This is a genomic window from Rufibacter sp. JT20002 (assembly GCF_056491185.1).
Genome location: NZ_JBSZJY010000001.1, coordinates 1,402,146 through 1,417,529, shown reverse-complemented (window position 1 = coordinate 1,417,529; position 15,384 = coordinate 1,402,146). Strand labels below are relative to the sequence as shown.

The 15,384-nt window shown below is 49.4% G+C and carries 11 protein-coding genes; 6 read left to right on the top strand and 5 right to left on the bottom strand.

The window, feature by feature from the left end; translation table 11 throughout:
- Window positions 1-99 precede the first annotated feature (99 nt).
- A complete protein-coding gene (locus ACW9SV_RS05550; RefSeq protein ID WP_479555746.1) occupies window positions 100-2,973 on the top strand; it encodes a CHASE domain-containing protein in 2,874 nt (957 codons plus the stop codon).
- Window positions 2,974-3,085: 112 nt separating this feature from the next.
- On the opposite strand, the gene ACW9SV_RS05545 is transcribed toward ACW9SV_RS05550, so the two are convergent.
- The 5 genes from ACW9SV_RS05545 to asnS form a co-directional block, all read right to left on the bottom strand.
- Window positions 3,086-3,661 carry a DUF4252 domain-containing protein gene (locus tag ACW9SV_RS05545; RefSeq protein ID WP_479555745.1) on the bottom strand — a complete coding sequence of 192 codons (576 nt, stop codon included), beginning with the start codon at window positions 3,659-3,661 and terminating at the stop codon, window positions 3,086-3,088.
- 82 nt (window positions 3,662-3,743) lie between these two features.
- Window positions 3,744-4,223 carry a GNAT family N-acetyltransferase gene (locus ACW9SV_RS05540; protein ID WP_479555744.1) on the bottom strand — a complete coding sequence of 160 codons (480 nt, stop codon included), beginning with the start codon at window positions 4,221-4,223 and terminating at the stop codon, window positions 3,744-3,746.
- A gap of 419 nt (window positions 4,224-4,642) precedes the next feature.
- Window positions 4,643-5,449 (bottom strand): hypothetical protein, encoded by an 807-nt coding sequence (locus ACW9SV_RS05535; protein ID WP_479555743.1) that lies wholly within the window; start codon window positions 5,447-5,449, stop codon window positions 4,643-4,645.
- Window positions 5,450-6,032: 583 nt separating this feature from the next.
- Window positions 6,033-6,437: a hypothetical protein gene (locus tag ACW9SV_RS05530; protein ID WP_479555742.1), complete on the bottom strand. Its 405-nt coding sequence runs from the start codon at window positions 6,435-6,437 to the stop codon at window positions 6,033-6,035.
- A 706-nt stretch (window positions 6,438-7,143) separates the two neighbouring features.
- Entirely contained in the window at window positions 7,144-8,532 is a 1,389-nt protein-coding gene (gene asnS, locus ACW9SV_RS05525; protein ID WP_479555741.1) for an asparagine--tRNA ligase, read from the bottom strand.
- A gap of 232 nt (window positions 8,533-8,764) precedes the next feature.
- Between asnS and rpoN the strand changes: the two genes are divergently transcribed.
- From rpoN to ACW9SV_RS05500, 5 genes are all read left to right on the top strand, one after another.
- Complete coding sequence (gene rpoN / locus ACW9SV_RS05520; protein WP_479555740.1) at window positions 8,765-10,246, top strand: RNA polymerase factor sigma-54; 1,482 nt, start codon at window positions 8,765-8,767, stop codon at window positions 10,244-10,246.
- 140 nt (window positions 10,247-10,386) lie between these two features.
- Window positions 10,387-11,007 carry a hypothetical protein gene (locus tag ACW9SV_RS05515; protein WP_479555739.1) on the top strand — a complete coding sequence of 207 codons (621 nt, stop codon included), beginning with the start codon at window positions 10,387-10,389 and terminating at the stop codon, window positions 11,005-11,007.
- A 212-nt stretch (window positions 11,008-11,219) separates the two neighbouring features.
- Window positions 11,220-11,828: a hypothetical protein gene (locus tag ACW9SV_RS05510; RefSeq protein WP_479555738.1), complete on the top strand. Its 609-nt coding sequence runs from the start codon at window positions 11,220-11,222 to the stop codon at window positions 11,826-11,828.
- A 107-nt stretch (window positions 11,829-11,935) separates the two neighbouring features.
- Complete coding sequence (locus ACW9SV_RS05505) at window positions 11,936-13,492, top strand: M28 family metallopeptidase (protein ID WP_479555737.1); 1,557 nt, start codon at window positions 11,936-11,938, stop codon at window positions 13,490-13,492.
- A 157-nt stretch (window positions 13,493-13,649) separates the two neighbouring features.
- The gene (locus ACW9SV_RS05500) at window positions 13,650-15,299 is read left to right on the top strand and encodes a beta-N-acetylhexosaminidase (protein WP_479555736.1); all 1,650 of its coding nucleotides are present in this window, start codon (window positions 13,650-13,652) and stop codon (window positions 15,297-15,299) included.
- Window positions 15,300-15,384 lie beyond the last annotated feature (85 nt).

Below are 15,384 nucleotides of genomic sequence, written 5' to 3'. Positions count from 1 at the left end.
ACTTAAAAGACATCGTAAACTCCCCCTTTGCATGTCTTGGTTGACAAATTGAAACACCGGCCATGCCACGTGGCATTGGTGGTAGCGAACTGACCATACATGATATTTTCCCGCTTAAAAGATTATTATCTGGCGCTAGGCTCCTTTGTGTTGGTACTGGGGATTACACTTTATGCCTATTATGTATCCAGAACCAATGACGAAGTAGAGGATGCCCAAAACTTTGAGATAAGAAAGGTGCAGATCAAGGGTACCCTGGAGCGCCGGATGGGGTATTACCTGCAGATTCTGAAAGGGGTGAACGGCCTGTTTGCCGCCTCTGACACCGTGACCCGGGCCGATTTCCAAGGCTACTTGGGGTCTATGCAAATCATCAAGAGCTACCCTGGGGTGCAAGGCATCGGGTTTACGGCCATGATCACGCCTGAGCAACTGCCCGAGTTGGAAAGACGCATCCAGGCCGAAGGGTATCCGCAGTTCCGGGTTTGGCCAGAGGGCCCCCGCACAGAATACACTTCCATTATCTTTCTGGAACCCATGAGCGCTACCAACCGACGGGCATTTGGCTTTGACATGTTCAATGACCCCGCCCGCCGCGAAGCTATGGAAGCCGCCCGCGATTTCAACTTGCCAGCCATGACGGGCAAAGTGAAACTGGTACAAGAGGGTGGAAAAAGCGAGCAGCCGGGGCTGCTTATCTACATGCCAGTGTACTACGGCGGCAAAGACCCGGTGGACCTTGCGGAGCGCCGTAACCGGTTAAGAGGCTTCGTGTATGCCCCTTTCCGGGCACATGACCTTTTCTCTAACACTATCGGCAATGAATTCAACGATGTCAGTATCTCTATTTATGACGGGAAGCAGGTAAAAGAAGAGGCGCTGCTTTACAGGAATGCGGCAGAGATTGATCCTGCAGACAACAGTGATAGCCTGATGCTGTCTACGGATGTGATTAGGGTTGCTGGCCGTACCTGGACCCTGCGCTACAAAGCCACCCGTGCCTTCAGGGAAGCCGTTGGCATAGACCAGCATGACCTTATTCTTCTGGCGGGCTGTATCATCAGTTTGCTTATCTTCTTTGTGGTATGGTCGCTGCAACGCTACCTGCGCTCAAACCAACTCACCGAGCTGATCACCAAAAACACCACGGCCGGGTTGTTCATGCTGGATGATCGGGGCTACTGTAGTTTCCAGAACCCGGCGGCCGAGAAGTTGCTGGGGTTCTCCATGGATGATCTCAAAAGCAAGCCTCTCTACGAATTGGTGCACAAAGGGCAGGAACCTGGCAACCTGGCCCCGGAGCTGGTGTCCCAGAAATCGTTCACCTTTGAAGACAGTTTCCTCTGCCGTGACGGGAACAGTATTCCGGTGATGTGCTCTACCCGGTTTGTGAAGCAGGGTGGCGAAGTAGTAGGGCATATTCTGGAGGTGCGTGACGTCACCGAAGAGAAAAAGGCCCAACAAGCGCTCCTGGAAAGTGAGGCCCGCTTCCGGAACATGGCCGACAGCGCCCCGGTGATGATCTGGATCACTGATGAGAACGACAACTGCACGTACGTGAACCGTCAGTGGCTTAGGTTTACGGGGTCCAGCCTGGAGGAAAACATGGGCAGAGGTTGGCTGCAATTCACCCATCCCGAGGACAGCCAAGCTATGGGACAATCTTACATGAAAGCCTTGGAGGCCAAAAGTGACTTCAAGGTGGAGTACCGGCTACGGCGCCGTGATGGTGATTACCGCGGTGTAGTGACCATGGGTATTCCCCGGTTTAGTGCCGAAGGGGGCGAGTTCCTGGGCTATATTGGTTCTGTCATTGACATCAGCGACCGGATTAAGATGGAGCAAAAGCTCAAAGAAAGCGCCGATACCCTGCAGAAGATTTTCATGCAGGTGCCAGCCATTGTTGGTCTGGTGCGGGTCAAAGACCTCAGGTACACCTTGGTCAACTCCTACTTAAGCAACCTGTATGACGGAAAAGCCAAAGTAGGAGAGGTCGCCACTGACTCTTTGCCAGAATCACAGCACGAGCAGTTCAGGGGGCTCATCCAGCACATTGCCGCCACCGGTGAACCCTTCATTGGTCAGGAAGTACCCGTTTCTTTTAGCGATTCGCCTGAGGGCAACGCCGAAAGACGCTTTTTCAACATTGTCTACGAGCCCATCAAGAACAGCAGGGGCGAGGTGGAATCGGTGCTTACGTTTGCGGTGGAAGTAACAGAGCAGGTACTGAGTCGGGAGCAGTTGTCTACCATCAACATTGAACTGAACCTGAAAAACCAGGAACTCACCCGCATCAACAATGACCTTGACAACTTTGTGTACACCGCTTCTCATGATCTGCGGTCACCCCTAGCCAACTTGGAAGGTCTGACCACTGCTCTGCTGGAGACGGTAGACGGCAAGGAAGATACCGAAGAGCACCTGTTGCTGCACATGGTGGCTTCTTCCATCTCTAAACTGAAAGGCACTATCCATGACCTCACCGAAATCACCAAGGTGCAGAAAGACCTTGACTCGCAGGCCGAGGTGCTTTCTTTTGCCGAGGTACTGGCGGGGATAGAGGAAGACATTGCTCCCATGATTCAGGAAGCCGGCGTGCAGCTAAAAACTTCCTTTGAGGTGAAACAGCTGCGGTACGCGCGCAAGAACCTGAGGAGCATTCTGTACAACCTGGTTTCTAACGCGGTCAAATACCGTGACCCCTCCCGTAAACCGACGGTCACCATCAACACCTGTCGGCAGGATGGCTATGTGGTTTTAACCGTGGAAGACAACGGGCTAGGGATACGCGAAGACCAGCAAGAAAAGCTGTTCACCATGTTCCGCCGATTCCACTCGCACGTGGAGGGCACCGGCATTGGCTTGTACATCGTGAAACGCATCATTGAAAACAACGGCGGCTATATTGAGGTAGATAGCCAGCAAGGCCGCGGAAGTAAGTTTACAGTCCATTTCAGGGAAGTAGCGGTGTAAACCTCCTGTGAAGTACTTCCAACTCTACTAAACTAAGAAGCCGTTTCAAGCCCATTATCTATTAAAGGGGTTTGAAACGGCTTCTTCATGTTTCGCCTGAGAAACTCTCTGCTTATCCTAACAACGGAAGCAGTAAATCAGGGTCAATTTTCTGCAGCATTTGTTCCACCTGTTGGCGGGTGAATCGGCCGTTGACCTGCAGCATCAGGAAGGAGTTGCCATACTTACGATACCCTACTATTTCCTGAACCTGCTCATTAGATTGTCTCATCCTAAACTGCAAAGACCCGGGACCTTCGTCTAGCAAGGGGATGGCGGCGTAGTTGTCTTTCTGCAGAACCTGGTCCAGTTCCTGGGTGAGGCCGTGCTCCAGTAACCGCTGCGCCCTTCGGTTGGTTGGAGTGAAGGAGAGCACGCGCACCGAGGAGATATTGGCCAAGGCTGCCCGCACGGTAGAGTCTTCCACCTGTTTAGACAAGAACCTGGAGACCAATCCTACCGGTACTGTGGTGCCTTTGAAGCCAGCCTCTTCTTTGTACTTCTGGTAAAACTCAGAGGTTGACTGGGCTGCCGGTAGGTGGCTAGTGCTGCTGCAGGCCTGGATAACGCATAAGGTGATAACTGCCACTACCTGCAGGAAGCCCTGTCGCCATGGTTTCTCTAATGTATAAACAAACAATTTGGACATACTAATTTCGGTTTTTACCCTCTTTTACGAAAAGAGAGCAAAAACGCTCGGATTAGCCTCTAACGCCCAATGTTTTGTTGGCTTATACTTCCTCTGTTCTGCGGGGCTGTTTCTGGTAGATGTTAGGTGTATGGAGTTGCATGAAACGTTCTGGGTGGGGTAACGGCTCAAACCCGAATTGGCTGTATAAGCCATGGGCATCTTCGGTGGCCAGCATCCAGCGGCGCAGCCCTTGCAATTCAGGGTGGGTTCTGAAGGCTTTTAACATCCACTTGGAGAGCCCATTGCCGCGATACTCCTCCAGGACAAACACATCGCAGAGGTAGGCAAAGGTAGTGTAGTCTGTGATGAGGCGGGCAAAGGCAACCTGCTTGCCCTCGTAATAGACCCCCACGCACAACGAATGTTCAATGGCCCTTTTTACTACCTGCCGGGGAATCCCCTTAGACCAGTACACTTCGGTTAAGAAGTTGTGAATAGTGTCTATTTGCAGTAAATCTTTGTCAAAGCTTAAGAAGAAGCCGCTCCTGTTTGCTTCTGGTAATGGAGTAGAAAGAGGCATAATGGCTTTATGGTAGATTGGTTTTCTGGATGCTGTTACGAGAATGACAGCTTAGGAAATATTAAGTTATAAAATTAATTAATATAATACAAAAAAATAAACATATAGTAAAGAGAACGTGAACGACGGGTTAGCTTTTAGACTTGTATTCTGAAAACTAGTTCAAACAAAAAATAAACGTAGGTGGGTGGGTGAAGTACCGGATGCTGAACTAAGTAGGATTAGGAGGATGTCTCTGACAAACCGGGCTAAGGGCACATCTTGCAGGATGGCTTTGGTATCTAGACCAGGTAAATGAAGACCTCAAGAAAGAAGCAACTGCGTTAAGTAAGCAGCAAACCCTTTGAAAATACCTGTTCAGAATTACTGAAATGGCCAACGCAAGGTGAGAAGCATCTTGCGTTGGCCATTATGATGTTTTAAGGGTGTAAAATCACCGGTATGGCTGGTGGGGTGGTTATTACCTGCTTTTCCTTCACAAAAGAAGAGACCGGCGCATTTTCGGGGGTGGTTTTCTTTAAGGCAAGGGCAAATAGGTTTTGTATATTTTCCTGCTGCTCCATGTGCTTTAAAAGAGAATAGATAAAGAAGATAATCCCTGTCATCTCAAAGACTTCTTCTACAGAAGTGCACAGTTTGTAAATAAGGCTCAGTCCATCTCCCTGGTTCGCGATAAAGAGGCCGCCTACCATTTCCATACCCACTGCACCGGAAAGGAAGATGACGCCTGCTCCTATGAAGTTATACAAGGTTTTTCTTGGCAGCGACAGAACGAACTTCATAAGGTAAAGGCCCACCAACATGAACAACAGCACGTAAGGCACAAACCAGGCAAAGGTGAGGAACCCTAAATTGTCTTGCTGAAGCGATTGCTTTAAAATATTTCGGGAAGGCTTCACAAGTAACTCATGCATAGAGAACAACTCATCAATGGCTAACCACGCAAACATGCAACTCATGAAAAACCATTTCTTGTAGTGTGCTGGGGTAGGGCTAGCCTTTACATGTTTAGAAATGGTGAAGAGCAAAAATGCACTTACAAGTAAGTTGATCGTCGAGAAATAAGAGGGAAGATTTCTTTCCCCATCAAAGGCGAAGATGCCCGTTACGTAGTATTTAAAAGAGTAGGACCCTGTGATAGAAGAGTTTACGTGTGTCCGGATGTAGTATTCCAAGATCACCGCACAGGTATCCAGAAACAGGAGTACCAATACAATTTTGATCAAAAACTTAAAAACAGAAGCAGGCTTTATTTGATAAAAATTTTCCATTTATAAACTGATAGTATAAGAGGATGAAAATAGTAGACGCTTTTAGGTGATGTTTATATCAAGTATAGTTATATTTTATATAAATAAAAACAAAAATTAACTTTAAAATAATATTATTGTAATAATAGATTAAATTTATCAAGGTGAGCTTAAGGACTGCTATTTCTTTATAGGACATCTGCTGCTCAGGAATGAGCAAGTTTTATGTCCTTTTAAAACTATTTTCAGTGGTTAATTTTTTGCCCCTGAGAGGCCGGGTGAGTAAGATGCTGATGAGTAGCTCAGGTGCTGGAAGCAAAAGGTGGTGCTTCTCCTTTGGTTGCTAGTTCTCCATTCTAAGCTAAAGCAAAGCATCTAAAAGCCAGTTTGTGGGAGTAGGGAACATAGGTAGGCCTGCCTGGAAACAAAGACCTAGCCTTTGGCTAAAAGTAATGCATAGCTAGGCTGTTGCATTTGCTGGGCTGGGTAGCTTAAAAGTGGATCAACAGCAAGGCCCGCTCACGGCGGGCCTTGCTGTTGATCTTTAGTGTTGTTTAGCCTATTTAGTAGAGGCAATCTTTTTATTGGCTTCTTTTTCCTTAGCAGCTGTTTTGCGGGCTGCCTCTTTGTTTTTCAAAGCCTGCGCCCGCTCTTTAGCGGCTTTTTTCTTAGCTTGCTCTTTTTCCTTGATGGCTAATTTGGCTTGACGCTCTTTTTCTTTGGCTGCCTCTTCTTTGGCTTCCAACGCTTCTTCCCTTTCCCGTTCTTTCTGCTTCAAGGCAGCCGCTCTTTCCTTCTCTGCTATTCTTCTGGCTTCTTCTTTCTCCATCAAGGCTGCGTCCAACGCTTCGTATTTGGCATCAATCAAAGCTTCGCGGGCAATCTGCTTTTGTTTGGCAAACTCTTTCCGCTCTTTTGCTTTTTGCTTGGCTAGTGCAGCGCGTTCTTTTTCTTTCTGCTTCATTTGAGCAATACGCTCTTTGTTTTTTTGTTCTACACTTTGTGCTTGAACAGTGCCGATAGCTAAGGCAATCGTTAACAGGAGGAGAGTGAAACGTTTTAACATAGTCAGGAGGAGTGATTTTGTTCTTTGTTTTTCGCTGTAAAGTAAAATAAAATTATAGTATAATTACAAATAAAAAATGTAAATTACATTTAAGTAACTTAAATTAGTACTTTATTTATTGATTGTGTAAGATTTAATAAGCTTCCCTTTCGGAATAGAAAAGAAAATGTTGTCTCCTTTGAAAGAAAGTATAAAACAGAGTTGGCGCTAAGATTTCAAGATAAAGTTGAATAGGACTCCTTGGTCAGGCGTTTGGTTGAAATTGAGCCAGGTTTGTAGAAAGAAAAGCTTCTTAAATTGGTATAAGTCAAATTGAATCGAAAGTGAGTAGTAGTATAACTCATCGTGTTTCCCGCATTTAGGTGGCTTTATTGTAAAAGACTAAGCTTTCTTTAAACCTTTCGTGCTTACTACGTGCAAGGGAAAGAAGAGGATGCATGGTAGGGCTATTGACAAAACAGGAAGTGTTAGAGCTGGTTGGTTGCTTAAGAATAAATTGAGAAAGCAGCGTATAAGGGCCGTTTTTAGCAAATTAGGTATAAAGCAAGACCGCCCAGTTGTTAAGACAACTGGGCGGCTGATATTAGAAAACTTAAAGAGGTTCTTAGAATTCTGCGCTCTTAGGGAAACGAGGGAAAGGGATTACGTCTCTAATGTTGCCCATACCGGTCACAAACAGCAACAAGCGCTCAAAGCCCAGACCAAATCCGCTGTGCGGTACTGTTCCAAAACGACGGGTATCCAAGAACCACCACATTTCTTTCTCCGGTACACCCATCTCCTGCATGCGGGTCACCAGTTTCTCGTAGCTTTCCTCGCGCTGAGAGCCGCCAATGATCTCGCCAATACCCGGGAATAGTACGTCCATGGCGCGTACGGTTTTGCCGTCATCGTTCAACTTCATGTAGAAAGACTTGATGTCTTTCGGGTAGTTGGTCAGGATTACTGGTTTCTTAAAGTGTTTCTCCACCAAGTAACGCTCGTGCTCGCTCTGCAGGTCGGTACCCCAATCTACTTTGTATTCAAACTTCTGCTTGGCTGTTTTCAGCACCTCAATGGCCTCGGTGTACGTCAGGCGCTGGAAATCATTCTCCACTACAAAGTTCAAACGAGTGAGCAGCTCTTTGTCATACATGTCGTTTAAGAACTGGAGATCATCCATGCAGTTGTCTAGGGCGTAGCGTACCAAGTATTTCAGAAAATCCTCGGCCAAGTCCATGTTGTCTTCCAGTTCATAGAAAGCCATCTCGGGCTCAATCATCCAGAACTCGGCTAAGTGACGGCTAGTGTTGGAGTTTTCAGCCCGGAATGTAGGTCCGAAGGTGTAAATCTCAGACAATGCCATCGCCAGAACCTCGCCTTCCAACTGGCCAGAAACAGTCAGGTTAGAAGAGCGCCCAAAGAAGTCTTCAGAGAAGTCTACCTCGCCGGTCTCAGTCTTAGGCGGGTTTACCGGGTCCAGCGTAGTTACCCGGAACATCTCACCAGCACCCTCTGCGTCAGAGGCGGTAATCACCGGGGTGTGCACATAGAAAAAGCCTTTTTCATTGAAGTAGTTATGCACCGCAAACGCCATGGCGTGGCGCACACGCAGCACCGCCCCAAACGTATTGGTGCGGGGGCGAAGGTGGGCAATCTCGCGCAGGAACTCTAAAGAGTGGCCTTTTTTCTGTAAAGGGTAGGTTTCTGGGTCAGCGGTTCCTAACACTTGAATGTTGTTGGCTTGTATCTCAACAGTTTGGCCTTTGCCTTGACTCTCCACCAATTTACCAACAATGGCTACGCTTGCTCCGGTGGTTACTTCCCGCAATGTATCTTCAGGAAATATGGTCATGTCAGCAACCACCTGAATATTGTTTATAGTAGAGCCGTCGTTCACGGCAATAAACGTCACATATTTGTTGCCACGCTTGGTGCGCACCCAACCCTTTACCAATATTGGCTCATCTTGGGCAGGCATCTGAAGCAATGCTTTTACTTTGGTTCTTTTCATGTTCTTAAACTGTATCACGTAGCCCGTATCAAGAAGCCCGTAGTTAACTGGCGCAAAAGTAGGTATACGGCCGCAAAAAATCTTAACTGAGAGAAGAGTCTTGCTGCCTCATACCCACTACTTGATACCTCGCGCCAATGGCGCGTGCCAAAATTAACCTTTTTTGCAAACCAGTAGTAAAAAAGCATAACTTTGGGCTAGGCCGCACGTGTGTGGTTGGTGCCGTTTTTTTATGCAGAGACTCGATTTAAAACAGCTTTTATCCCAGAAATTATCGCCGCAGCAGATACAGTTCATCAAGTTGCTGCAGGTGCCTACTGCTGAGCTGGAGGCCCGCATCAAAGAAGAACTGGAGGTGAACCCCGCGCTGGAGGAAGGGGATGCCGCTGATGAACCTGCGACAGATAATGATGACTCCAACAGTGATGCCGATGATGATTTCGACAACACCGAGGATGATTTTGCCGAAGACGAACCCCGCCGCGAAGATGACGAGGTAGATCTGGGAGATTATATCAACGATGACGAGATAGCCGGTTACAAGATGCAGGGCGACGGGCCTGGTGACGAAGAAGATCGTGAAATGCCCATTGCGTTCACCGGCTCCCTCACCGATGCGCTCATGGACCAACTGGGTTTCCTGAACCTAGACGCCAAACAGATGGCCATTGGCGAGCAACTGATCGGCTCTATTGACCAGGACGGCTACATTAGACGTGAACTGCAAGCCATTTCCAACGATCTGGCTTTCTCGCAGAACATTGACGCCAGCGTGGAAGAGATAGAAGACGTGCTGCGCAGGATTCAGGCATTTGACCCGCCCGGCATTGCCGCCCGTGACTTGCAGGAGTGTTTGCTGCTGCAACTAGAGCGCCGCGAACCTGATGAGATCACTGAGGTGGCTGAGCAGATCATCCATGACTGCTTTGATGAGTTCACCAAGAAGCATTATCCTAAAATACAGCAGAAGCTGGAGTTGGAAGACTACGAGCTGAAAGCGGCCATTGACCTGATCCTGAAACTGAACCCTAAACCCGGCGGAACCGGCGGGGCCACCCGGGTGCAGTATGTGATCCCAGATTTCATCATCACCAACGAAGAAGGTCAGTTGCAGCTTTCCCTGAACGCCCGCAACGCCCCAGACCTGCGCATCTCCCGCTCCTACGCAGACATGTTCGATGCGTATGACAAAAGCTCTAAGAAAGACAAGAAGCTAAAGGAGACGGTCACCTTTGTGAAGCAGAAACTGGATGCGGCCAAGTGGTTCATAGATGCCATCAAGCAGCGCCAGAACACGCTGCTCCGCACCATGGAAGCCATCCTGCGCCGCCAGTATGACTTCTTTTTGGAGGGCGACGAAAGCAAGCTCAAGCCCATGATCCTGAAAGACATTGCCGAGGACATTGGCATGGACATTTCCACCGTGAGCCGGGTGGCCAACAGCAAAAGCGTGCAGACCGAGTTCGGGATCATTCCGCTTAAGTTCTTTTTCTCGGAAGGTATTGCTACCGATGCCGGCGAAGACGCCAGTAGCCGCGAGGTGAAAGCCATTCTCAAAGACATCATTGAGGCCGAAAACAAGCGCAAGCCTCTGTCTGATGACAAAATTGAGAAGATGCTCAACGAGAAAGGCTACAACATTGCCCGCCGCACCGTAGCCAAGTACCGTGAGCAACTAAACATACCCGTAGCCCGTTTGCGCAAAGAATTATAACACGCCTAGCGTGTTACGTAGGAATTATGAATTGGAAAGGAAGTTTATGGTTTCAGATTTGATGGTTATGCAATGCCAAGGGCGGGTTTAAAACCTACTCCATTTCTAATTTTTTTAATTTCTAATTCCTCATTAAAAAAGTGAATCCCCGCTTCGCAACGGTGCTTTCGGTGCTTTTTCATCCGTTGTTACTGCCTACGTATCTTTTCAGTCTGCTGCTGTACTATTTGCCGCCGGAGGTATTCTCTTACCCTCCTGAGGGGCGGCGGCTGATTGTGTTGCTGGTGTTCATTCTTACGTTTCTGTTGCCGGTTCTGGGTACCATGCTCATGCAGCAGGCCGGGCTTGTCACTTCCATCACCTTAGACGCCCGCACCGATAGGAGATGGCCGCTTTTGGTGGCTGCCACGTGCTACACCGTGCTCACCGTGGTGTTTTACCGGATTTCCTTCTTTGATACCCTGTTCTACCTCATCATGGGTGTGATCACGGCATCGGTTTACCTCACGTTGGTCATCAACCAGTTCTGGAAAATTAGTGCGCACAGCATTGGGCTAGGCGGCGCGCTGGGTATTCTAGTGCTCTTGCACGGCCTATTACCTGAAACCTACCTGCTGTATCCCATCGTGCTGGGTTGTGTCATCTGCGGAGCCGTCATTTCTGCCCGCCTGGCATTGGGTGCCCATAACTCTAAACAAGTGTATACCGGTTTTACGCTGGGCTTTTTGATAGGCATCTGCCTCTGGGGGATCTCAATCTAGGACTGATTTACCGTTGTTTCAAAGAAACTGGCCATCAAACAGGTAAGCAAGTCCTGGTGCTATTTTAAGATAAGGCATTTTGGTCCCCTTTTCCTTAGATCAGCTTTGGAACGGTAAGGGTTTGGCAGGGTTTATGCCTCAGCCATGGGAGCCTGGTTGTGTTTCAAGAGGCTTTTCCGGATATTGTTGAAGAATTATCGGTTTACTTTCCCATGCGTTTCAAGTCCTTTGCCCTTTCTGCGTTTCTCTGCTTTCTTTTGTTTAGTTCTTTTGAAGGGATAGGGCAGACTGGCAAAACAGAAGCCCAGATTACTAAAAACTTCCTGCGATATCTGGCCTCCCAAACCGGGATGCACAAGCGGGTAGAGAAAAACATGCTGCCCTGGAAACTGTCTGAAGTGAACCTTACGGACTCGCTGTGGGCCAAGGTTAACATCTCAGATGAAAGCCGTATTGCCGCCCGGAGAGGGTTGTACGGGGCTGGTCCGCAACTCAAGATGGAGTACCGATTGACCAAGGCTGATTTCGGGCAGATCAGGAGCAAGATACAGCAGCAGAAAAGAACCGAGTGGACTCAGGAAGACTTCCCTGAGAACATTGTGTTGGTGCAGAACCAGGGGTTGGCTCCAGCCGCGTTTTATGCTTATTCCTATCCTGTAGTGCTGCTTTCCAAAAACCTGGTGCTGGTACGGAAATACTTCCACGCGGATAAGGCCTTTAACAGATGGTCTTGCCTGGAGGTGTACCGCATCACTAAAACCGGTCAGTTTAGACTGGAAAACTGCTTTCAGAGAACCGAAGGCGAAAGACTAATTAACTGATGCCGGTAGGGTAGTCTGCTCAGGAACAGGTTTTTACCGGGTGGTCTGTTGGGTAATCCTTAAGCATTCCTATATTTACCTAGCACAAAAGACCTAAACCCTCTCTAATGAACAAAGCCTTTCAACTAGCCCTAGGTGTCGCTTTTCTGGCGATGCCCGCTTTTGCCCAACAAGTAGAACCGCTGGATGCGGCCGTGGTGGAGAAAATCCGTCAGGAAGGATTGAAGAACTCCCAGGTGATGGACATCGCCTTTTACCTCACCGATGTGAACGGGCCGCGCCTTTCGGGTTCTACCGGCCTGGCCAAAGCCAACCAGTGGACCAAAGACAAACTGACCTCTTGGGGGCTGAAGAATGCCGTAATTGAGCCATGGGGTACCTTTGGCAAAGGGTGGGAAGTGGACAAATCCTATCTGGCGCTTACCAAACCGTATTACCAGCCCATGATTGGCTCGCCCAAAGCTTGGACACCCGGCACCAACGGACCCGTGAAAGCACAGGTGATGCTGGTGAAAGCCACCAAAGAAGAAGATCTGGCCCAATACGCTGGCAAGCTGAAAGGCAAAGTCTTGATGATGGAGGTGACTAACCCTATTAAAACCACTTTCACCGCCGATGCCAACCGCTACACCGACGAGCAACTGCAGAAACTAGCCGAGCCTGTGCAGTCAGCCGCTGGCCGTACGCCCATGACTGATGAACAAAGAGCCGTCCTACAGGCCCGGCGGACGTTGATGGCTAAGATGAGTGAGATGTTCCTGCAAGAGGGCGCCGTGGCCATGTTCAGCGGGCGCAGCGGTTCACACGGAACGTTCTTTACCAGCAACGGCGCCTCGTACGCCATGGATGCTAAACCAGTATTGCCCGAATTTGAGATGGCCCAGGAAGACCTGGCCCGTATGAGCCGCTTGTTGGCCGCTGGTATTCCGGTAGAAGTGGAACTGGAAAGTAAAACTCGTTTCCTGACCGAGGATCAGCAAGGCTACAACGTAATTGCCGAGATCCCAGGCACTGATAAAAAACTGAAGTCGGAGATTGTGATGCTCGGCGGCCACATTGACTCCTGGCACGCTGCTACCGGAGCCACCGACAACGCTGCCGGAGTAGCCGTAATGATGGAAGCCGTACGTATCATTAAAGCCTTGAACCTGCAACCAAAACGCACCATCCGCATTGCGCTGTGGGGTGGTGAGGAGCAAGGACTGCACGGCTCACGTGGGTACGCCAAAAAGCACTTAGGTGATCCGGCTACCATGAAGCTGTTGCCAGAGCACGCCAAGATTGCCGCTTACTATAACCTGGATAATGGCTCTGGTAAAATCAGAGGTATTTACACCCAGGGCAATGAGGCCGTAGCCCCGTTGTTCACCGAGTGGCTGAAGCCGTTCAATGATTTGGGTGCCACCACGGTGACCAACCGCAATACAGGCGGAACCGACCACCTTTCCTTTGACGGTCTGGGCCTGCCGGGCTTCCAGTTCATTCAGGATGGGTTGGAGTACAACACCCGTACGCACCACACCAACATGGATACCTATGACCGCCTCCAGGCCGATGACCTGAAGCAAGCCTCCGTGATTGTAGCTTCCTTCGTGTACCAATCGGCGGTACGTAAGGATAAGCTGCCGCGCAAAGCCCTTCCGCAGGTAAAGCCGCAGTCATAATCTGTACCACATCAAAAAGCAGCACGGCCTTTCTTCCTGTATCGGGAGAAAGGCCGTGCTGCTTTCGGCCTGTTTTTAGTAGAATATACCCAAAGCAGGAGGGTAGAAATTTGCCTGATTTTCTGTAAAATAGGATCAAAATCAACTAGAAGGTTATATGAAGAAATGCTGCCGGTCTTTCTTGCTTGGGCTACTTGCCTTGGTTTTCTTCCATGCCCATGGGCAGCTAACCGAAGTGAACAACATTGTGCCCCGGCCGGTCTCCTTCAAGTCCACGGGCGAAAGGCCTGTGACCATCAATAAGCAAACGGTGATCTTGGCAGATGCTCTCTACAAAGCCCAAGCCGAGTACCTGCAGGAAATGCTGTTGAACCAGTGTGATCTGGGGTTGGCCATCGCTACGCCCGAAACCAAAATGGGCCGGCAAAGCAAAATCCAGCTGCTGCACGATACCATTGAAGCCAACCGGCCCGAGATGTATTGGTTGGAATCTGGTGGGCCGGTGATCCGCATCAAAGCCCGGGACGTGGCGGGCATGGTCCACGGGATCCAGACCTTGTTGCAATTGCTGCCTTTGGGCAAAGCAAAACAGGTGGAGTTTCCTACGGTGGAGATCAAAGACTATCCACAGTTTGCCTACCGGGGCATGCACCTGGACGTGAGCCGGCATATCTTTCCGTTGGACTTCCTCAAAAAGTACATAGACTACCTCGCGTTCCATAAGTTCAACACCTTCCACTGGCACCTCACTGATGACCAGGGCTGGCGCCTGGAAATAAATAGTTATCCTAAACTCACTCAGGTAGGGGCTTGGCGCAACTCCACCCTGATCGGGCATTTTAAGGACGTACCAGCCCGCTATGACTCTACGCGCTACGGTGGGTTCTACACGCAAGACCAAGTGAGGGATATCGTGCAATATGCCGCCATCAGGGGGATTAACGTAGTGCCTGAGATTGATATTCCCGGGCATAGTCGCGCCATCATTGCCGCCTATCCAGAGTTCAGTACTAGACCAGATTCTGTCTGGCAGGTAGCCAACACATGGGGCATGTACAACCGGCAAAACAATGTGCTGGCGCCTCATCCTGCCACGTTCAGGTTTCTGGAGACGGTGTTCCAGGAGGTAGCTGATCTTTTCCCTTCAGAGTACATTCATATTGGCGGCGACGAGTGCAGTAAGATCTGGTGGAAGGCAGACCCTAGCACCCAGGCCTTCATGAAAGCCAACGGCCTCAAAGACGAAAAGGAGCTTCAGACTTATTTCATTCAACAGGTATCGGGGTATCTGGCCAAGAAAAACAAGAAGGTCATTGGGTGGCATGAGATTTTGGAAGGACAGCTGGACACTACTGCCATTATCATGAACTGGGGCGGTGCCAAAGAGGGGATAGCCGCCGCCCAAAGGCATCACCCGGTAATCATGTCGCCCGGAAACCCGCTGTACTTTGACAACTACCAATCCAAAGACCCAAAAGACAGCTTGGCTATTCATGGGTACAACCCGTTAGATGCCGTTTACAACTTCAATCCCGTGCCCGCTGAGTTGCAGAAGCTGAAGCTTGCCAAATACATCCTGGGCGCGCAGGGCAACGTCTGGACCGAGTACATGGGCAGTCCGGCCAAGGTGGAATACATGGTGTTTCCGCGCATGACCGCCCTCAGCGAGGTACTCTGGACCGATCCCAAGCAGAAGGACTTTGCAGACTTCAAGCGCCGGTTGAAGATGACTATTCTGCCCCGGTATTCTTTCTGGGGAGCCGCCTATTTCAAGGACTTTGAACGGTGGACGTTAGCCGATAAATAAAAGGCAGTTCTTTAGGGGCTTTTTGCCGAAAAAGGGCACTAATCTGTTTTGGGTGCCGTTGCAAGAAAGAGGCTCAGAAACAGCT